Annotated in this window: 17 protein-coding genes; 13 read left to right on the top strand and 4 right to left on the bottom strand. The window is 27.3% G+C overall.

Annotation, left to right across the window (positions count from 1 at the left end; all coding sequences use genetic code 11):
* The first annotated feature begins 63 nt into the window (after positions 1-63).
* The 5 genes from AVBRAN9333_RS00625 to AVBRAN9333_RS00645 all read left to right on the top strand — a co-directional run bounded on the left by AVBRAN9333_RS00625 (position 64) and on the right by AVBRAN9333_RS00645 (position 6,497).
* Positions 64-1,176 (top strand): efflux RND transporter periplasmic adaptor subunit, encoded by a 1,113-nt coding sequence (locus AVBRAN9333_RS00625; protein ID WP_214120043.1) that lies wholly within the window; start codon positions 64-66, stop codon positions 1,174-1,176.
* Positions 1,151-3,079, top strand: a complete 1,929-nt coding sequence (locus AVBRAN9333_RS00630; protein WP_214120042.1) for an ABC transporter permease — start codon at positions 1,151-1,153, stop codon at positions 3,077-3,079. Before AVBRAN9333_RS00625 ends, AVBRAN9333_RS00630 begins: the two co-directional genes overlap by 26 nt.
* A gap of 331 nt (positions 3,080-3,410) precedes the next feature.
* Positions 3,411-4,403: a hypothetical protein gene (locus AVBRAN9333_RS00635; RefSeq protein ID WP_336609251.1), complete on the top strand. Its 993-nt coding sequence runs from the start codon at positions 3,411-3,413 to the stop codon at positions 4,401-4,403.
* A 213-nt stretch (positions 4,404-4,616) separates the two neighbouring features.
* Positions 4,617-5,471, top strand: a complete 855-nt coding sequence (locus AVBRAN9333_RS00640; protein WP_336609252.1) for a hypothetical protein — start codon at positions 4,617-4,619, stop codon at positions 5,469-5,471.
* Between the two features lie 162 nt (positions 5,472-5,633).
* The gene (locus AVBRAN9333_RS00645; protein ID WP_336609253.1) at positions 5,634-6,497 is read left to right on the top strand and encodes a hypothetical protein; all 864 of its coding nucleotides are present in this window, start codon (positions 5,634-5,636) and stop codon (positions 6,495-6,497) included.
* 153 nt (positions 6,498-6,650) lie between these two features.
* Here AVBRAN9333_RS00645 and gpmI read toward each other — a convergent pair whose 3' ends face one another.
* Positions 6,651-8,078, bottom strand: a complete 1,428-nt coding sequence (gene gpmI, locus AVBRAN9333_RS00650) for a 2,3-bisphosphoglycerate-independent phosphoglycerate mutase (protein WP_336609254.1) — start codon at positions 8,076-8,078, stop codon at positions 6,651-6,653.
* 107 nt (positions 8,079-8,185) lie between these two features.
* Between gpmI and AVBRAN9333_RS00655 the strand changes: the two genes are divergently transcribed.
* The 8 genes from AVBRAN9333_RS00655 to fliS are packed head-to-tail and all read left to right on the top strand — an operon-like array spanning position 8,186 to position 16,845.
* Positions 8,186-8,965: a DnaJ domain-containing protein gene (locus AVBRAN9333_RS00655; protein WP_214119978.1), complete on the top strand. Its 780-nt coding sequence runs from the start codon at positions 8,186-8,188 to the stop codon at positions 8,963-8,965.
* 12 nt (positions 8,966-8,977) lie between these two features.
* Positions 8,978-9,331 (top strand): heat shock protein transcriptional repressor HspR, encoded by a 354-nt coding sequence (locus AVBRAN9333_RS00660; RefSeq protein WP_214116754.1) that lies wholly within the window; start codon positions 8,978-8,980, stop codon positions 9,329-9,331.
* A complete protein-coding gene (locus AVBRAN9333_RS00665; RefSeq protein ID WP_214116756.1) occupies positions 9,331-10,938 on the top strand; it encodes a cation:proton antiporter domain-containing protein in 1,608 nt (535 codons plus the stop codon). Before AVBRAN9333_RS00660 ends, AVBRAN9333_RS00665 begins: the two co-directional genes overlap by 1 nt.
* Positions 10,939-10,947: 9 nt before the next feature.
* Entirely contained in the window at positions 10,948-11,883 is a 936-nt protein-coding gene (gene hemC / locus AVBRAN9333_RS00670; protein WP_336609255.1) for a hydroxymethylbilane synthase, read from the top strand.
* Positions 11,880-13,700 (top strand): menaquinone biosynthesis decarboxylase, encoded by a 1,821-nt coding sequence (locus tag AVBRAN9333_RS00675; protein ID WP_214116761.1) that lies wholly within the window; start codon positions 11,880-11,882, stop codon positions 13,698-13,700. Before hemC ends, AVBRAN9333_RS00675 begins: the two co-directional genes overlap by 4 nt.
* Positions 13,701-13,743: 43 nt before the next feature.
* Positions 13,744-14,112 (top strand): flagellar protein FlaG, encoded by a 369-nt coding sequence (locus tag AVBRAN9333_RS00680; protein WP_214116763.1) that lies wholly within the window; start codon positions 13,744-13,746, stop codon positions 14,110-14,112.
* 30 nt (positions 14,113-14,142) lie between these two features.
* Positions 14,143-16,464, top strand: a complete 2,322-nt coding sequence (fliD, locus tag AVBRAN9333_RS00685; protein WP_336609256.1) for a flagellar filament capping protein FliD — start codon at positions 14,143-14,145, stop codon at positions 16,462-16,464.
* Positions 16,465-16,473: 9 nt separating this feature from the next.
* Entirely contained in the window at positions 16,474-16,845 is a 372-nt protein-coding gene (gene fliS / locus AVBRAN9333_RS00690) for a flagellar export chaperone FliS (RefSeq protein WP_214116767.1), read from the top strand.
* A 340-nt stretch (positions 16,846-17,185) separates the two neighbouring features.
* Here fliS and AVBRAN9333_RS00695 read toward each other — a convergent pair whose 3' ends face one another.
* Genes AVBRAN9333_RS00695 through AVBRAN9333_RS00705 form a run of 3 tightly spaced genes read right to left on the bottom strand, consistent with a single transcriptional unit; the run spans position 17,186 to position 19,753 of the window.
* Positions 17,186-17,767 carry a cytochrome c3 family protein gene (locus AVBRAN9333_RS00695; RefSeq protein WP_214117904.1) on the bottom strand — a complete coding sequence of 194 codons (582 nt, stop codon included), beginning with the start codon at positions 17,765-17,767 and terminating at the stop codon, positions 17,186-17,188.
* Between the two features lie 10 nt (positions 17,768-17,777).
* The gene (locus AVBRAN9333_RS00700) at positions 17,778-18,179 is read right to left on the bottom strand and encodes a cytochrome c3 family protein (RefSeq protein WP_214117905.1); all 402 of its coding nucleotides are present in this window, start codon (positions 18,177-18,179) and stop codon (positions 17,778-17,780) included.
* Between the two features lie 2 nt (positions 18,180-18,181).
* Positions 18,182-19,753 (bottom strand): flavocytochrome c, encoded by a 1,572-nt coding sequence (locus AVBRAN9333_RS00705; protein ID WP_336609257.1) that lies wholly within the window; start codon positions 19,751-19,753, stop codon positions 18,182-18,184.
* Positions 19,754-19,929: the final 176 nt, after the last annotated feature.

Raw genomic sequence — 19,929 nt, forward strand, 5'->3', positions numbered from 1 at the left:
CCTTTTTTGATAAATATTTTAAAAATTGAGATTTTAGCAAAAATAAATTAAAGAAGGGATAAAATGAAAAAAATACTAGCTATTTTGATAGTAATAATTATAGGCATATTTAGTTTTGCATATTTTAGTAATGATGAAACTAATAATAATTTTAGAATTATTAAACCAAAAAGAATGGATTTATCAATTAATGTTGAAGCAGTAGGCAAGGCTTATTCTCCTTCTTTGGTAAATGTTGCAACTTTAGCAAATGGAGAAATTAAAGAATTTCGTGTAAAGCTAGGAGATAAGCTTAAAAAAGGCGATATTATTGCTATTTTAGATGATGAAAAAGCTAAGAATGATTTGGCTATAGAAAAAAGTAAATTAATTAGTTTAAATGATGAAGAAGAAGCAGCTAGAGTATATTTAAACGAATTATATGTAAAACTTCAAACTCAAGAAAAGTTATTAAGTAAGGGTGCTAGCTCTAAAGAAAATTATTTAAACGCAAAAACTAATTATTACAACGCAAAAGCAAAACTTAGCTCAATAAAAGCTCAAATAATTCAAACAAATGCAAATATTTCTACTATGCAAGAAAGCTTAGATGAAACAATAGTAAAAGCTCCTATTGATGGTAGCGTAATAGGTGTTTATGCTAGTTTAGGTCAGACAATTAACTCAAAGCAAAGCTCACCAACACTAATTAAATTAGCTAATTTAGATGAGATGGAAGTAAGAATGCAAATAGCACAAAATGATGTTAGCTTATTAAAAGTAGGGCAAAAAATCACATATACTCCATTAAGTGATGGAGCTAGTACTAAAGAAGCTAGTATAAATAGTATTGATAGTGCTGATGTTAGTGTTATTGATAACGCTACTTCAAGTGGGGCTGTTTATTATTATGCTAGATATTTTGTAAATAATAACCCTGAATTAAAAATAGGAATAGATGTTCAAAATACCATAGAAATTGATAAGGTAGTAAATGCTTTAACTTTACCTATTAATTATATTAATAAAGACAATAAAGGCTATTTTGTAAATATTAAAGATAATAGCGAGATAGGCTATAAAAAAGCATATATAACCTTAGGTAAGAGCGATAATTTTAATATAGAAATTACAAGTGGCTTAAATGATGATGATGAAGTGGTAATAACTAATGATAAAGATAAGCAATCTAAATAAATTTTACGGCTCAACTCAAGTATTAAAAGATATAAATATTGAGATAAAAAAAGGCGAGTTTGTAATATTATTAGGCAAAAGTGGTTCAGGAAAAAGCACATTGCTTAATATGATAGGCTTAATTGATGAGCCAAGTAGCGGAGAATATATATTTTATGATAAGAATTTGTATTCTTTAAATAGTGAAGAAAAATCAGCCTTTAGAAGAGATAATTTAGGTTTTATATTTCAAAGATACAATTTAATGCCCTTACAAAGTGTATTAGAAAATGTAATAATGGGAGCTTTATATGCTAAGAAAAACAAACAAACTAGCATTCAAAAAGCTAAAAAATTATTAGAAAAATTAGAACTTAGCGAACATACTCATAAAAAAGCAGCACATTTAAGTGGTGGTCAGCAACAGCGTGTAAGTGTGGCAAGAGCACTTATAAATGATGCAAATTTTATATTAGCAGATGAGCCAACAGGAGCGCTTGATAGTGCAAATGGAATAAAGCTTATGCAAATTCTAAAAGAGCTAAATGAAAACGGAGTTGGGGTTATTTTAGTAACTCACGATGAGAGTTTATGTAAATACGCAACTAGAATTATCAAAATGAAAGATGGAGTTATCATTAGTGATGAAAATGTTAAAGAATTTAAAACAAGCAATTTAAATGAAGATAATTTAAATAAAGCTAATTTTAAAGATAGATTTATAGCTAGTTTTAGCTTTTTTTCTCAAAATGTAAAACTTGCATTAAATAATCTAATCACAAATAAATTAAGGTCATTTCTTACTATGCTAGGGCTTATAATCGCTACTGCTTCAGTAATTTCAACGATAGCTTTAGGAAATGGTGGGAAAGCTGATATTTTAGAAGAGATAAAATCACTTGGGACAAATACAATTATAGTTCATAAAGGCTCAAGATTTGGAGATAGAAATGCAGGTAGGATTAAGGATTTAACATACCAAGATTTAGAGCTTATTAAAAGGCTTGATTTTGTAAAAGAAGTTGGGGTTGAGAGTGGTTTAAGTGGTGCTTATATTACTTATTTAAAAAACGAAGTAGATACTGATGCTACAGGAGTTTTTGCGAATTTTTTACAAATTAGTGCTAAGGAGATGAAAGAAGGTAGATTTTTTACCGAGCAAGAAGAACAAGACGCTAAGAATGTATGTGTAATTAGTGAGAATTTAGCTAAAACTTTATTTAAAATAGAAAGTCCATTAAATAAAATAATATATCTAAAAGGTCAGCCATTAAGAGTAATTGGAGTTCTTAAAAAAGATAAAAATGAGCGAGATGGTTTTGATATTAGAGTTTATGTTCCAAATAGCACAATTAGCAATAAATTTGATGGTAATAAACATATTAGGCGTATTGTCGTATTGCTTAAAGATGATGTAAATAGTGAATTAGCTGATAATAGTATTAAACAGATTTTAGAGATTAAAAAGGGTGCTAATTCAATTTTGACCTTTAATCAAGACGCTATTAAAAAAAGTATAGAAAGCACTACAAATACACTTAGTTTAATGATTTTTGGCATTGCGTTTATTGCTATGATTGTTGGCGGAATTGGTGTTATGAATATTATGCTTGTCGTTGTAAAAGAGCGAACGAAAGAAATAGGGGTAAAACTTGCGATCGGAGCAAGTCCATCTTATATTAGCACGGGATTTTTGATTGAATCGGTTGTGCTTTGTAGCGTAGCTGCTAGTATTGGTGTAATGATTGCTTTAATGCTTGTTTATGGCATTAATTTACTTGACGCTCCTATTAAAATGATAGTTGATTTTGATGCTATTATGTTAGGGTTTTTAAGTAGCACTTTAGTTGGCTTATTTTTTGGATATTTTCCTGCTAAACAAGCTAGTAAGCTAATCCCTGCAGTTGCTTTAACTGATGATTGATTAATTTGGAAAAACTTAAATTAATAAAGTTTTTCCTTTTTATTTTATATAAAATCATAAGCAACTAATGAATGTGTAGTTTTAAATAATTTTAGTAATTTACAAAATTTAAGGACTAAATTAATATATTAAAATCCTAATTTAAATTCTAAAATATTTCACACCACTAATTAACCTTATTATAATTTTTTATTTTTTATCTTTTAAAAGAATTTAATTTAGGAATTTAAGATATTTTCAAAGTATTTAACATAAAACACAAGATAAATTTAATAATTATTTTTAAATTTATATTTGATATAATTAATCTTGTTTTTTATTAAGGTTGAGTATGCAAGTAAATCAAACAAAATATTTAAAAATCATTTTAAAAAAAGTAATAGCTTTTATCTTTACTATAATTTTTCTTATTATAGGAAGTTTTTATGCAATTATAAGCGAAGTTCAAAAAGAAACTTTTGACATACAATATAGCAAAAATCCAGAAGCTTCTGCTAAATTTGCAAATGCAATGGAATATAGAATTATTATTGAATCATTACATAAATATTTGAATTATGATAATTTTATAATGATATTTCTTATAAATCAAATGAATGATAAATTTAAAGAAGGTAAAGAGCTTTTACCAAAAGATAGCATAGAAGACATTTTATGGTGGATGATTTTAAATAGAAATATGTTTTTTAAAAGTGATGATTTATCGTATGCTAAGTATGTTACAAATACTTATAAAGATGAATTTTTTAATGAGATTTATTCAATGATCGAACGCTTACCATATGGAAAAAATTATTTTGATAATATTGAACTAAACCAAAATCGCTTTGCAACCATGTTAAGGCTTGTTTTAATATATACAGATTTAGATATTGATAGATTTATATATTATTTAAAAGAAGAATCAAATAAACATGATGAAATATATAAGCATTTAGACATGGCTTATAGAAGATATTTTGATTCACAAAAGTCAAAGGAATATTTTTATTATATATATATAAATACAGTGATTATGCTTCATGCTAAAGACATATATTTAAATTTACAAGGTGATGAAAATGGAAAAATGATTGAACCAGCAATAATCCCACAAGATTTATGTTATAAAAAAGATATATTTGAAATATACGATAATTTTCAAAAAATTATTGATTATGTAAAAACTACAAAAAATTATTCTAGTTCTTTATCTGGAACAAGTTTAGAAATATTAGGAGTTTTAGAAAATTCCTGCCCTAATGAAAAAGAATTAAGAAAAAAAATACAAGCAGAGATTGATGAAATTAATAAAAATAAAAAAGGAGTTGTAAATGCTAAATGAAGATTATTAAATTCTAAAATATTTTATACCACTAATTAACCTTATTATAAATTTTTATTTTTTATCTTTTAAAAGAATTTAAATTAGGAATTTGAAATTAAATAAAAAATATTTTTTAATATTATTTATTATAAAAAGTAACATATATTAATAATTTTATGGATTTTTATTTTTATTTCATATAATTAATCTTATTAAAAACAAAGGATTAATTTGAATATAGACAATTTAAAAGATTATAAAATAAAAAACGATTATTTATATAGCTTAGAGCTTATTAGATTATTTAATGATATTGTTGCTTTTTTATTATTAATTTGCACAATTTGTTTTATAGCTTACAATTTAGATAAACTACCAGAAGCTTCTCATACAGAAATGACTGAGATTAGATTAAGAGGAAGAGGCGAAGCTACAATAATTGTCGGTATATTTTTTATTTTTTTATTCATAAAGACAAATCATATTAAAAGGCTTAGATTTGTTAAAAACAATGATTTTTACATTAGCGTAGATAAAGAAAAAATATATTTTGAAACATATACAGTAGATAAAGAAGGTCTTTTTGATATTGCTAAAAGCTACAAAAAAGTAGGCGAAACAATAAATAAAAGCGATATAGTTTTTAGATTGCAAACAAAGCGACCTGCTTTAGCGTATTCTCATATATTTGATAAAGATACTTACAATACTAAAGAAATAGAAAATAAAAGCTTAAATTATAGATTAGACTATAGGGTAGCTAGAATAATTTTCTTTCCTATAGTTATGTTTTTTGCAATATTAAATATTTTATCAAGTTATTTAATATTATTTTTCTTAAATGGTAAAAACTTAAAAACTTACACAATATATCAAACTAAAACCAAGCTGGTTTCATTGCCTTTTATTGATGATTTATCTGTTTATTTTTTATACACTGAATATAGATTAAAACATTCTGCAATAAGCAAAGGAGCTTACGAAATAGAGCATAGAGAAGAAGCGCAACCATTAGGCGAAAAATACATAACAAAACAACAAAAGAAAATTGAAAAGATTTTAAGTGAAAAGATAATAAATGTTTGATTTTAGCAAAAGAGATTTTGGTGATTATATTAATTAAACTTTTGCTATCTATATTTTAAAAGAATTTGAATTAGTGATTTTAAATTAAATTAAAAAATATTTTTTAATATTATTTATTACGAAAAGTAACATAATTTTAATAATTATTTTTAAAGGTAAGATATGAATGAGTTTTTAATATATCTAGCGTATTTTTTAGATAATTTACATGACTTAGCTGGTGGGATTATTAGTATTTTAATTCCTATAATTTATGTGCCATTGTTTATTACCTATCCTATGCTTTTTGCCCTTACATTTTTTATAGGATTAAAGCTCTATCCTAGATTTATAAAAGTTTTATATGTTGTATTTTTTTATTTAGATTTTAGTGTTGAAATTAGCAACCATGATTCTGTTGGAGCAATATTGTTTTTTCAAATAATTTTCCCTTTTATATTGTATTATCCTATTAAATCAATTTATGAATTTATAATGAGACAAAATCAAAAATTTATTAAAGGTATATTCTATTTTTTCTCATTTTTAATGATTAGTTTTTATAGTGTATTTTTGGTAAATTATTTTAATTTACAGCAAAGTCCAAAGCACGAAGTAACAGAACTTAAAAAACCAAATACCTTATTATTAAGCACAATTAAAAAAGAAAACTATACGATAGATGGAAAATTTTTTAAAAGTGTAAATTTAATAGTTGATAAAGAAGTGCAATTATATGAAGATTATTATGAAAAAAGTTTTGAAGAAGAAGCTTCAGAATTACCAACTAGACTTAGTAAAGATAAGCTAATAAATTATGATATTTATGGTTATTTTGTGCCTTGTAGTTACGCAAAATCATATATGTCTTTTAGAGGACTAAAAATCCCAGAGCATCCTGATTTTGATAGAATTTCTAATTCCTTTGCTAGGTTATTTGTTGATAATTATTATCTTAAATTAGGTAATTACGATAATAATAGAGGTAGTTGTTCTAATGATGTTTATCAAAATTATTTAAATAAATTAAAAGGAGAATTAAAATGAAAACAAGTTATAATGAATTGTTAAAATATGCAGTTTTATCAGATATAGTTTATGATGATTAAAAAATGATAATAATAAAATATATTCAAATTTATTAAAATCCTAATTCAAATTCCATTAATTTTTTAAAGAATTTGAACTAGGAATAAAGATTTAAAATAAAGCTTCTTCCATTTCGCTAGGCTTATTTAAATTTAGTATTTTTAGCACGCTAGCAGCAATATTTGCTAATGAGCCATCTTTTAAATTACTATCTTTATGATAATTATAAAGCCAGCAACCAACATCATAAGTTGTATGATTGGTTAAAATATTGCCATTTAAATCTTTCATATCTTCGCAGTTTCCATGATCTGAAGTTAAGAGCATAGCATAATTATTTTCTTTACAAGCTTTAATGATTTTGCCTAAGCATTCATCAACGCACTCAACTGCTTTAATACAAGCTTCATAATTTCCTGTATGACCTACCATATCGCCATTTGCAAAATTAACTACGATAAAATCAAAACCATCATTCATAGCCTTAATTACTTCATTACACACTAAATAAGCACTCATTTGCGGTAATTCATCATAGCTTTTTACTTTTGGGCTTGGGATTAATACACGCTTTTCATTAAGAAATTCTTTCTCTACCCCGCCATTAAAGAAAAAGCTAACATGGGCATATTTTTCTGTTTCTGCTGTGTGAAATTGCCTTAAATTATTTTTGCTTAAGACTTCAGCTAAGGTATTTTTAATATCAATTTTTGGAAAAATCACGCCTAAGTCAAGTTTTTCATCATATTCACACATACATAAAACTTGATTTTTACTTAAACGATTTTTAAGCTCACTTGCAATTTGCCTTGCTCTATCGCTTCTATAATTAATGATAATAACTCCATCATTTTTACCAATGCCATCAAAACCAAGATTAAGTGGCTTAAAAAACTCATCATAAATTTTATTCTCATAATTATCGTTTATGTATTGTTCTAAATCACTTTTATTTGCTTTACTAAAAAGCATATTTATATATTCATTTGTTCTATCTAAGTTATTATCCCTATCCATAGCATAAAATCTACCTGAAATACTGCTTGGAGTTATAAAACTTGGATTATTTTTTATAAAATCTTTAAAAGAATTTGGTTTAACATCTCTTCCATCACTTATTAAGTGCATAAAAATATTATTATTAACGCTTGCAATTTTAGCAATTTCGTTAAAGTGAATATAACTTGAATGCACTCCACCATCGCTATATAAACCTATTATATGAATATTTTTATATTTTTTCAAAAAGTCTTTTAAAATACTAATATTTTCTAAGCTTTTATCCTTAATAGCGTTATCAATTCTAACTAGGTTTTGATAAATAATTCTACCACTTCCAATACTCATATGTCCTACTTCACTATTTCCCATTTGACCATCTGGAAGACCTACTGCATTGCCACTTGTTTTAAGTCTTGAAAATTTTGCATTTTGGTTTAAAAAATCATAATTTGGTTTTTTTGCGTGATAAAAAGAATTGTATTCTAATCTATCGTTTAATCCGATACCATCGGTAATTACTAATATACATTTTTGCATTTTTACTCCTTTAAGTATAATTTAAGAGTTGATAGTAAGTGGTTAAACTCTATTAAGCTTAACTAGCTAATATTACTCAAAAATTTTTATTATTATAGGATTAAAAGATGAAGAATTATTACGATATATTAGGCGTTAAAAAAGACGCAAGTACTGACACAATAAAAAAAGCATATAGAAGTTTAGCTAGAAAATATCATCCTGATGTGAATAAAGATAAGGGTGCTGAAGAAAAATTTAAAGAAATTACCGAAGCTTACGAAGTGTTAAGCGATGAAGATAAAAGAAGAGCTTATGATAATCCTTCTTTTGGTGGATTTGATGGCTTTAATTTTAATTCAAGCGGTTTTAGTGGTGGATTTGAGGATATATTTTCTCATTTTGGTTTTGGAGCAGGGCAAAGTAGGTCTTATAATAAACCAGCTCAAGTTGAGTTAAAAATAAGCTTTTTAGAATCTGTTTTAGGAACTACTAGAAGTATTAATGTAAGGGGAGTTAGTTTTGATGTAGAGATTAAATCAGGCGTATTAAATAATCAAGAAATAACTATGCAAAAAGACAATCTAACATTAAAAGCAACTATTAAAATAGAGCATTCAAAAGAGTATGAGCGTGATGGAGATGACTTGACAAAAGAACTTGAAATTCCTTTAAAAATAGCTTTATTTGGTGGTAAAGTTGAGTTTGATACTCCAAAAGAGCAAGGCTTAAAAGTAACTTTAAAAGAAAATGTAAAAAATGGTGGATTAATCCGTGTTAAAGGTAGGGGAATTTATAATTCATATTCTAAAAATCAAGGGGATTTATTCTTAAGAGCTAAGGTGGTTTTACCTGATATTAATACGCTTGATGATAAGTTGGTTAAAGCTTTAAAAGATTATTTATAAAAAGGAGGAAATATGCACTATGATGAACCGGTATTTTTAATTTCTGTAGTATCAAAGCAATTAAATATTCATCCACAAACTCTAAGACAATATGAAAGAGAAGGCTTGATTGAGCCTAATAGAACCTGTGGAAAGGTTAGAATGTATTCGCAAAGAGATGTGGATAGAATTAAATTAATCTTAAGATTTACAAGGGATTTGGGGGTAAATTTAGCTGGAGTTAGCATTATTTTAGAGCTTAAAAGTCAAATAGCAGATTATGAAGAAATGCTAAGTGGTTTAAAAGAAAAGCCTAAGAAAAACGCCTTAATTAAACAAAATCAAAAATACGATGTGATATTTTATGATGATAAAGGTAGTAGCTAATGCAAGAATTTTTAGAAATATTTTTAATTACAAGTGCTATTGCGATTATTTTAAATGTAGTGCTTAAAAAATTTAGCATACCAACAATTATTGGTTATATTGCAACTGGCTTTATTATTGAAGAAGTATTTTTTGTAACTACTTCAGAACAATTAAGCCACATTGCAGAATTTGGAATAGTATTTTTAATGTTTACCATAGGACTTGAGTTCTCTATCAAACACCTTTTAACTATGAAAACCGATGTATTTATAAATGGTGCTTTACAGATGGGAATATGTGGAATTGTGTTTGCAGTAATTTTGCACCACGCATTTAATATAGCTGATGATATTGCTTTAATTATTGGCTTTACAATTTCACTTTCATCAACTGCAATAGTTCTAAAAATACTAAATGAAAATCAAGACATAAATCAGCGATATGGAAGAAAAGCTTTAGGAATATTATTATTTCAAGATATTGCAGTAATTCCACTATTATTGATGATTGATATTTTCAATCAAGATGGAGTTGCAATTAGCACTTTAGTTGTTAAGACTTTAATATCAGCTTTTATTGTGCTTTTGTTATTATTTTTAATTGGAAAATATATTTATAGCAGGGTGCTTTATTTTGTATTAAAAACAAATTCTCAAGAAATATTCATAGCAACGATACTTTTCACTGTCGTTGGTGCTTCGTTTTTAGCTTCATTTTTTGGGTTTTCATATTCACTTGGTGCATTTATTGCAGGAATGATGATAGCAGAAACTGAATTTAAACACCAAATAGAAGCTGACTTAATCCCATTTAGAGATTTGTTATTAGGATTTTTCTTCATAACCGTTGGGCTTCAAATTAATATAAATATTATCATTCAGTATTGGTATATAATAATTGCACTTACAATTGGTATTATGCTAATTAAGACTTTATGTATATTTTTATTATTAAGTCTTAAAAGTACTAAAAGTGATTCGTTAAAAACTGCATTAAGCGTTAGTCAAATTGGAGAATTTGCTTTAGCAATATTTACTTTATTGGTTGCAAATAAAATGCTAGATACAAATACAGCTCAAATGCTTACTTTATCAGTAATTTTAAGTATGGTTTTATCTCCTTTTATTTTAAAAAATATAAAATCTCTTGCAAGTATTACTAATGATGAGATAATTACCGTAGCTCCTAAGATTGAATCAATGAGCGGACATTTTGTAATATTTGGATATGGCTCACTTGGTCAAGAAGTTGTGCTAAGATTAAAAACTCAAGGTATTCCTTATATCGTGCTAGAAAATGATATGAGTTTAGTTGAGCTTGGACAAAGTAGGGGAGAAAATGTTTTTTATGCTAGTGCAGAGCAAAATACAAGTTTTGATAATGCTAGTATTAAAACAAGTGCAGCAGTAATTGTTACTATTTCAAACGAACAAGTCTTAGAAGTAGTTAGTAAAAAAATACTTGATTATGACCCAAATGCTAATGTAATAATTAGAATAAATAAAGATGAATATAAAATATTTGAAGATTTAGGTGACAATATCAAAATGGTAAAAGAAGAAAAAGTGGTTGCAAGAACACTTTTACAAGAAGCATTAGTTTGCAGAATAAAACAACAATCTTAAAGGAAAAATATGAAAATAGCTACTAGAAAATCATTACTTGCTTTATGGCAAAGCGAATTTGTAAAGGCAAAATTACAAGAAATTGAGCCTAGTTTAAATATAGAATTATTAGAGCTTAGCACTAAAGGAGATGTTATTTTAGATACTCCTTTAGCAAAAATTGGTGGGAAGAATTTGTTTATTAAAGAATTAGAAAATGCAATGCACGATGGGCTTGCACAAATTAGCGTTCATTCTTTAAAAGATGTTGGGGCAAGTTTGGCGTATGATTTTAAACTTGCTAGTATTTGCAAAAGAGAAATTCCTAATGATGTTGTGGTTTTTCGTGGAAATGAAAAATCATTAAATGAACTAAAACAAGGTGCAAAAATCGGCACAACAAGTCTTCGCCGCCAAATGCAATTAAGATTAATTAGAGATGATTTTTCTATTCATTCATTAAGGGGAAATCTACAAACTAGACTTAAAAAATTAAAAGATGGCGAATTTGATGCGATAGTTTTAGCTTATGCAGGACTTAAGAGATTAAATCTTTTAGATGAGTTAAATTATGAGATTTTAGATACAAAAATTATGATACCTTCAGCAGGTCAAGGTGCTGTTGCGATTGAGAGTATTAATGATGAAAAGGTGTTAAATCTTGTATCTAAATTAAATTGCCCTAAAACAGCATTATTATGCAAAATTGAGCGTGATTTTACTGCTACTTTAAACGGCGGTTGTGGTGCTCCAATAGGAATTAATGCAGCTTTTATTGATGATGAGATTATTTGCGTAAATGCGATTATTGGCTTAATTGATGCTAGTAAAATTATAAAAATGCAAAGAAAGATTAATCAAGCAAATGCAAATGATTTTGGGGTAGTTTTAGCAAAGGAATTTATAAAGCACGGAGCTTTAGAAATTCTAGCTGAAAATGAAGAATTATTAAAAGAAATGCTATGAAAAATTATATAGAAAAATTAAAAAAAGAAAATCTTTTAAAGATTATAAATACACCTTTAGATGTTGAGTTAGAAATCGCTCATTTAGCTTATTTAGAAGCTAAAAAGAGTGATTCAAAAGTTTTGTTATTTACAAATCCAAAAAAAGGCAATATAAATTATGATATGCCAATTATTATGAATGTTTTTGCAAATAGCAAAGCACTTAATTTGGTTTTAGGTAAAAATCCTGATGAGATTGCAGATGAGATTGAGAGCTTATTAAAGCTACATATTCCACCTACATTTGGTGCTAAATTAAACCTTGCAAATAAATTATTTTCTTTAAAAAATATAGCTCCAAAAAGAGAAATAAACAAAAACGCACCTTGTAAGCAAAAAACATATTCTCTAAATCAAATTCCAATCCTTAAAACTTGGGAAAAAGATGCAGGTGCATTTATTACAATGGGTCAGGTTTATACCAAAAGTCTTGATGGTAAGCAAAATAATTTAGGAATGTATCGTTTGCAAGTATTAGATGAAGGGCATTTGATAATGCACTTTCAACTTCATAAAGATGCTAATAATTTCTTTTACGAATATAAAGCCGCAAATAAAAAAATGCCAATAGCTATTGCAATAGGCGATGACCCACTTCATATATTTTGCGCTCAAGCACCATTGCCTAAAGGTATATTTGAATTAATGCTTTATGGATTTATTAAAAAACAAGGAGCAAAATTAGTTAAATGTGATACTAATGATTTGTATGTTCCAAGTAATAGTGATTTTGTAATAGAAGGCGAAATTGATGTAAATCATTTTGCTATTGAAGGTCCATTTGGCGATCATACGGGATTTTATACTCCACAAGGTAATTTTCCTGTTATGAAAATTACAAAAATTACAGGCAAAAATGAGCCAATTTATAATGCAACCGTAGTTGGTAAACCACCACTTGAAGATAAATGGATGGGGTATGGAACAGAGAGAATATTTTTACCATTACTTAAGACAACTTGCCCTGATTTGATTGATTATTGTATGCCTGAAAATGGTGTTTTTCATAATCTAATCTTAGCTAAAGTAAAAAGCAATTATGATGGCTTAGCATTAGCTAATATGCACGCATTTTGGGGAGTAGGGCAGATGAGTTTTGTAAAAAATGCTATTTTTGTAGATGAGAATGCACCTAGTTTGAATGATTATCCTAAAATTACAGAATATATTTTAAATAATTTCTCTCCTAAAAAATTATTATTAAGTTATGGATTATGCGATGAACTAGATCATTCTAGCACTAAATTAGGTATGGGTGGTAAGTTAGGGCTTGACGCTACTTCAAAATCTACTTATAAAGCTCATACCTTTAAAGTAGAAAAACAAGAAATGGATAAAACAAGTTTTAAACCAAATCTTAAAAATTTATTAGATGATTTAAAAGAATTTGGTTTATACGAATACAACATTTTCTATCCTGAAGCAAAAACACAAATTACTTGTATAAGCTTAGATAGAAAGCATAATTTAGACACTATTTATAATGCTTGTAAAAATAACTTAGGTGGGATTGTTGTTTTATTTGACAAAGGAGTTAATTTAAATAATCCTTATATGTTAATTTGGAGAGCGTTTAATAATTACGACCCTAGCACTGATATTAAAATAGATGATAATGGGATTTTGGTTGCAGCGTATTCAAAAGGCGAAATAGATGGCTATTTAAGCGAATGGCCTAGCACAACTGATTGCAATAAAGATGTAATAAATAAATTAATAGATTTAAAATTATTAGAAAATGATGAAAAATTTTTCAAAAGCTATGAAGTTTTTTAAACTTTAGCCGATTTAGAAAAAAGCTTATTAAAAGGAGATAGTAATGGAGATTTTTAAAGCAGCGAGTTCTCAATATGATACTCAACTAAAAGCAAGTGCAGAAACAACTAAAATGCGCCCAGTTGAACAAACTCATATTGAAACAAATTCAGGTAAGCAAAAAAATGAAGAAATAAACAAGGAAATAACAAAAGAAAAGCTTGATGAATCTATTAAAAAATTAAATGAAAATATGGAAGAGTTACAAACTGATGTAAGATTTGGTTATAACGATAAAATCAATCAAATGTATGTAGATGTAATCGCTACAAAATCAGGTCAAATTATTCGTAAAATTCCAAATGAAGAAGTAATTAAGCTTAGCGAAAGTATGAAAGAAGCAATAGGAATTATTTTTGATAAAAAGAGTTAATTGCTTTAAAGAATTTAAAAGGAGTTAAATATGGGAACAGGTTTAGGATTAATAGCAGGAGCTAATAAATTTCAATTTAAAGAAAAATATGACGCTTTAAAAGCAAACGAGCAAAAATCTTTATTAGCAATACCTAATAAAAAACTATCTGATACACAAGCAAAGCAAAAGGATTTAACAGATTTAACAACACTTTTAGGCAGTTTTAAAGGTGATATATCTTCTTTAGTAGAAGGAGAAGCATTTTCTAAAAGTAAAGTAGATGCTACAGGTGAGAGTGCTAGTATGACTACTACTAAGGGTGTTAAAGTAAGTGATTTTGATATTAATGTTAAGCAACTTGCTACAAAAGACGCTTATCAGACTAATTCTTTTTCTAGCGAAACTTATGGCATATTTAACGATGTTGGTATTATTAAAAGTGATGGTCAAAAAGAAATGCTAAAAGAAGCAGAGTTTAAAATCACTGTAAATAAACAAACATTTACTATTAAGGTAAATTCAGGGGATTCTTTACAAACTTTAAATGACAAAATTCTATCAGCTACAAATGAAAATAATAAAAAATTAAGCGATTTTGTAAGCACTAAGGTTTTAGATACAGGTCATGATAATTATAGGCTTATGATTACAAGTAAAGAAGCAGGAGTTGATAATGAAATAGTATTTGGAAGTGCTTTTAAACTTGACGACCCTAATACAGCAGAGTTTTCAAAAGCAGTTCTTAAAAAGCTTGGTTTATTAGACGCTGCAAATGCTAGTGCCGCTAAAACAGAGCTTAAAAAAGCTAACGAGCAATTAGACGCATCTAAAGTTATTTTAGGTGGTAGTGGATACTTAGAAAATATTCAAAAACAAGTTTCTGAATTAAGTAGTGAAAAAAAATTAACATATAAAGCTTTTGTAAATGACCCAAATGGTGGTGATAAAATTGTTGAGAAGGATATTGAATTTACTATTAATAAAGATACAGATTTATCTAAACTAAGTGCTGATGAGAGAAAAGCAGTTTTTGCTGAATTTAAAGATAAAAACGATATGGCTCAACAAACAAAAAACTGGGTTGAATATATTAAAAATACCGGAGAAGAATTAAATATTTCATACAAAGATAGTGCTACTAACCAAACAAAAGCAGTTAGTATAAATAAAACTACTAATTTTGATAGTTTAACAGAAGAACAAAAGAAAGGAATTCAAGAATTTTTTGAAACTTCTAGGGAGAATTATTTTATAAATGAATTAGATGTAAAAGCTGCTCAAACTAAATATGATGGAATTGATGCAAAATCAAACCATGTTCAAACAGCGCAAGATGCTAAGTTTATTTATGAAGGTATTGAGATTAGCAGAAGCACAAATACCATTGATGATTTAATAATTGGAGCAAAAATTTCTCTTAAAAAAGAAGGTATTACCAACTTTAAAGTAAGCGATGATTTAGATTCTTTAACAGAGCATTTAACTACTTTTACAACGAATTATAATTCTATAGTTAATTCTCTTGCTACCTCAACAGGTTTTGATAAAGAGAAAAAAACAGCAGGAAGTTTGCAAGGAATTAGCGAAGTAAGTAAGCTAAAAACAATGTTATCATCAATGATTACTAAGACTGATTCAAATGGAATTAGTTTATCTGGTATGGGGTTTGAGCTTAATGAAAAAGGAATTTTAACTTTTAAAAAATCAAAATTTGAAGAAGCTTATAAGAAAAATAGCGAAGGAATTAAAAATTTCTTACAAGGTAGCGTAAAATACCAAGAATTAAGCACTACAAGTAAGACAATTAGTCAAAAAGTAGCTTTAGCTGAAGGGGATTTGAAGATAAATGGTAAGGAAATTACCTTTAAAAAAGAATTCCTAGATAAGTTAAATGAACAAGATAGCAAAGTAACTCAAGAAGAGTATATAAATAAATTAATTGAAGCTATTAATGATGCGAAAATAGATGGTGTAACGGCTAAATTAGGTAAAGAAAATAATATTATTATTACAAGTGATGGAAAAAATGCACTTGAAATAGGTGGTTCTAGCGAGAAGTTATTACAACTTGGTTTAGAAGAAAAAACAATAAGAACTATTAAAACAGAGCAAACAGGAGTGTTTAGAACATTTAAAGATACTTTAGATAGTATGGTAGGCACTGATGGAACTCTTACTAAATATAATAAAAATTTAGAAGATGATGTTAAAAAGCTAAATGAAGAAATCAAAAAAACCAATGAAGAAATTGAGAAAAGATATGAGATTTTAGCTACTAGACTAAGTATGTATGATGTTATTTTAAATAAGCTTGATAATCAAAGCCAAACGATTACAGCTTTAACAAATGCAGCATTTGCTAATAAATAAGGAATATAAATGGTAAGTAATGCTTATGCGAGTTATTCTCATAACAATATTTCAATTGAGAGTAATGAGAAAATGATTGAGCTTTTATACGAGGGCATACTTAGGTTTTGCTCTCGTGCCAAAAAAGCCATAGAAAAAAACGATATAGAAGCCAAATGTAAAAATATTAAAAAAGCCACAGCAATTTTTGTTGAGCTATTAAATTATTTAGACTTTAGTCAAGGCGATGTTAGTTATTATTTACAAGGGCTTTATTCTCATCAAATTAGCACACTTAGTAAGGTAATAATTGATAGTGACACTGCTAAATTAGATGAAGTTATGAAAGTTGCTAATGGTTTACTTGAAGCTTGGCGTGAAGTAAATCAAATGGAACTTTAAAATCAATAAGTTTAAAAAAGTATTTGAGTTAAGTTTGAAAAAGAATTTGAGTTAAGTTTGAAAAAGAATTTGAGTTAAGTTTAAAAAAGTATTTGAGTTAAGTTTGAAAAAGAATTTGAGTTAAGTTTGAAAAAGAATTTGAGTTAAGTTTGAAAAAGAATTTGAGTTAAGTTTGAAAAAGAATTTGAGTTAAGTTTGAAAAAGAATTTGAGTTAAGTTTGAAAAAGAATTTGAGTTAAGTTTGAAAAAGAATTTGAGTTAAGTTTGAAAAAGAATTTGAGTTAAGTTTGAAAAAGAATTTATAGAATTTAGAATTAATTCTAAATTCTATTAGCTAAGCTTATTGCTTAGCTCTTTGTTTTTCCCAATCTTCCCAACTATGTGGAGTTGTGTCCTTTAAATCATATAAAGTTTGTGCTAAATCTTTATGCCCTACATGTTTATGACAATCGGTGCATTTCATCTCATCAGCACTACCTTTAAAGCTTAGATAAGTAAGATGGATTGGTAATGTGCTTTCATTATCTTTTACGAAAGCATTTTCGTGGCATTTTAGACAAGAGCTATCAAAAGTATAATTTTTTCTAGCGTGTTCTCTATTTGCTAACCAATCTTTTTTAGTTGGGTCTTTTGTTAAAGTTGTAAAGCCTTCTGCTATTCCGTTTTTAGCTTTAGTTAATAAGTATTTTGCCAAATTATCGTGTGGTAAATGACAATCAGCACAATTAACTACTACTCCTTTAGGATTTTTAGCCCCGTGTATATCATCATTAACATTTGTGATTGCTATAGGTCCATCCCAAGAATGGCAACTCCCACAAAACGGATATTTGCCTGTTACATGAACAATTTTTTCTCCTAAGAATACTAAAACAAGAGTTATGATTACTATCATACAAGTAAAAGCTATTTTATTTTTCATGTATTCTCCTTTATTTTACTTTTAAATTTTTTAAGATTTCTTGGCTATGGCATCTAGCACACATATTAACAGATGGTTTATGAGTTTTATGACAATTATCGCAGTCTAATTTATCATAATGTGGGCTTTGATGAACATTATTATTATGTCCGTAACCTGCAGTATATTCTGCTAGTTTTGAATAATCCCCGTGGCATTTTATACAACTATTTAGCATAGCTGATGAATAATCTTTTGCTTGTGCTTCTAGGTGGCAATCATTACACTTAAGATTTAATTTTTTATGAATTCCTTTAACTTCATAGGCTTTTTCACTAAAATCTACATTTACCTTTCCTAACGAATCCTTTAATACATTTTCATTTGCAAATAAAAAACAGGCAAATAAACATATAATACTAATAAATCTCATTGCTAACCCCTTAATAAATTATAATTTTTTGCTAGAGTATTTCCAGCTCTTTTTCCATAAACTAAGCAATCTAAAACCGCATTAGAACCCAATCTATTGTATCCGTGTCTTCCGCCAGTAATTTCTCCACACGCATACAAACCTTGAATTAATTGCATATCATTATCATATACTTCACAATCTTTATTGGTTTTTACTCCACCCATACAATGATGAACTTTTGGTCCAGGTCTTGCAGCAAAAAATGGAGCTTGTTCTATTTTTATATACTTTCCTTTGTAATCTGAAAAATTGCGATTAAATTCTGGGTCTTTATAATTTTTATCTTTTGAAGCAAGTTCAACATATTCATTGTATCTTTTTAACTGCTCTAAGAAAGGCTCTTTATTGATATTATAATGAGCTATTAATTCATCCATTGTTTCAAATTGTTTTACAGCACCAACCAATAAGCCCCTATTTAAATCTTCTATATCAACCGTTTTAGTGCCATTTATATCCATAATTAAAACAGGTGGATTCAAACCTTTTTCATTCATAGCTAATATTGCATCGCTACCTTGTTTTCTATCCGTAATTTCATTTACAAATCTTTTTCCTGTTTTAGGATTTACCATCATTCCATAAGCATAAGCCCTAGTAATCCATCTATAAGCAAATCCAAAACCGCCTTCATCTTGACTTGTTACGTGCATACTTTGAATATATTGCATATCTATGAATTTAACATTATCATTTATTAGTTTTTGTGCTGTGTAGCCAGTAGCTCCTAAATGATTTGTGGTTAATACATCATCTCTTAAACTAGAGTCAAATATTTGTCTAAATTTTAAATCAGCTCCCCAACCACCAGTAGCTAAGATAATACCACCAAAGGTTCTATAATATTTAGTAATTCCACTTTCATTGTTTTTTTCTTCATATCCACGCTCAAAGTTAAATTGATATTTTTCTCTTACTTTAATTCCAACAACTTTATGATTTTTATCATATAAAATATCATCCATTATAACTCTTGTTAAAATCTTACCGCCTCTATTAAGAATTTGTTCTTGTAATGGTCTTGTGATATAACTACCTGCACCTGCTGAATGAGAGCGTGGAACGCTATGACCACCACTTCTGCTAACCCACTTAAAATTAACTCCATTATCTATAAGCCAATCAAGAGTTTTTACTCCATCATTTATCATAATATTTACTAATTCTAAATCATTTAAATTCTTACCACTTTTTAATGTATCTTGTATGTGTAGATTAATATCATCAACTATTCCATCTCTAGCTTGTAATTTTGAGCCAGCAACAGCCATTGAACCACCTGAATAAGCCGAGTTGCCACCTAAATAAGGCATTTTATCAATCATAACAACATTTTTAATACCATTATCCAAAAGACTTAGCATAGCTGCACTTCCTGCAAAACCACTTCCAATTACTATTGCATCATAATATTCATCCCATTTTATATCATCAATATCTATACTATTAGATAAAGCAATATTAGGCATTAAAATAGAGCCATACACTAAGCCAGAAAACTTTAAAAAGTCTCTTCTATCTTTAGTTTTCATAAAACCTCCTAATTAAAAAATAAGTTTAATAATAATTTTATTTTAAAATAAAATATACTTAGTAAATAATAAAAATTTTTTAATAATATTTTTAGTTTAATAATTATTATGAAGTAATAATAAGGATTTTTGATAAGTGATATTAATTTATTCTTATATTTATAAATTAATATAAT

The organism is Campylobacter sp. RM9333 (assembly GCF_020137705.1).
Classification (GTDB): domain Bacteria; phylum Campylobacterota; class Campylobacteria; order Campylobacterales; family Campylobacteraceae; genus Campylobacter_E.

Excerpts from the sequence above, each read along its gene's own strand:
- AVBRAN9333_RS00660 (WP_214116754.1), top strand. The coding sequence starts at position 8,978 with ATGCACTATGATGAACCGGTATTTTTAATTTCTGTAGTATCAAAGCAA.
- AVBRAN9333_RS00645 (WP_336609253.1), top strand. The coding sequence starts at position 5,634 with ATGAATGAGTTTTTAATATATCTAGCGTATTTTTTAGATAATTTACAT.
- AVBRAN9333_RS00665 (WP_214116756.1), top strand. The coding sequence starts at position 9,331 with ATGCAAGAATTTTTAGAAATATTTTTAATTACAAGTGCTATTGCGATT.
- fliS (WP_214116767.1), top strand. The coding sequence starts at position 16,474 with ATGGTAAGTAATGCTTATGCGAGTTATTCTCATAACAATATTTCAATT.
- AVBRAN9333_RS00700 (WP_214117905.1), bottom strand. The coding sequence starts at position 18,179 with ATGAGATTTATTAGTATTATATGTTTATTTGCCTGTTTTTTATTTGCA.
- AVBRAN9333_RS00630 (WP_214120042.1), top strand. The coding sequence starts at position 1,151 with ATGATAAAGATAAGCAATCTAAATAAATTTTACGGCTCAACTCAAGTA.
- hemC (WP_336609255.1), top strand. The coding sequence starts at position 10,948 with ATGAAAATAGCTACTAGAAAATCATTACTTGCTTTATGGCAAAGCGAA.
- AVBRAN9333_RS00695 (WP_214117904.1), bottom strand. The coding sequence starts at position 17,767 with ATGAAAAATAAAATAGCTTTTACTTGTATGATAGTAATCATAACTCTT.
- gpmI (WP_336609254.1), bottom strand. The coding sequence starts at position 8,078 with ATGCAAAAATGTATATTAGTAATTACCGATGGTATCGGATTAAACGAT.
- AVBRAN9333_RS00635 (WP_336609251.1), top strand. The coding sequence starts at position 3,411 with ATGCAAGTAAATCAAACAAAATATTTAAAAATCATTTTAAAAAAAGTA.
- AVBRAN9333_RS00705 (WP_336609257.1), bottom strand. The coding sequence starts at position 19,753 with ATGAAAACTAAAGATAGAAGAGACTTTTTAAAGTTTTCTGGCTTAGTG.
- AVBRAN9333_RS00625 (WP_214120043.1), top strand. The coding sequence starts at position 64 with ATGAAAAAAATACTAGCTATTTTGATAGTAATAATTATAGGCATATTT.
- AVBRAN9333_RS00655 (WP_214119978.1), top strand. The coding sequence starts at position 8,186 with ATGAAGAATTATTACGATATATTAGGCGTTAAAAAAGACGCAAGTACT.
- AVBRAN9333_RS00680 (WP_214116763.1), top strand. The coding sequence starts at position 13,744 with ATGGAGATTTTTAAAGCAGCGAGTTCTCAATATGATACTCAACTAAAA.
- fliD (WP_336609256.1), top strand. The coding sequence starts at position 14,143 with ATGGGAACAGGTTTAGGATTAATAGCAGGAGCTAATAAATTTCAATTT.
- AVBRAN9333_RS00675 (WP_214116761.1), top strand. The coding sequence starts at position 11,880 with ATGAAAAATTATATAGAAAAATTAAAAAAAGAAAATCTTTTAAAGATT.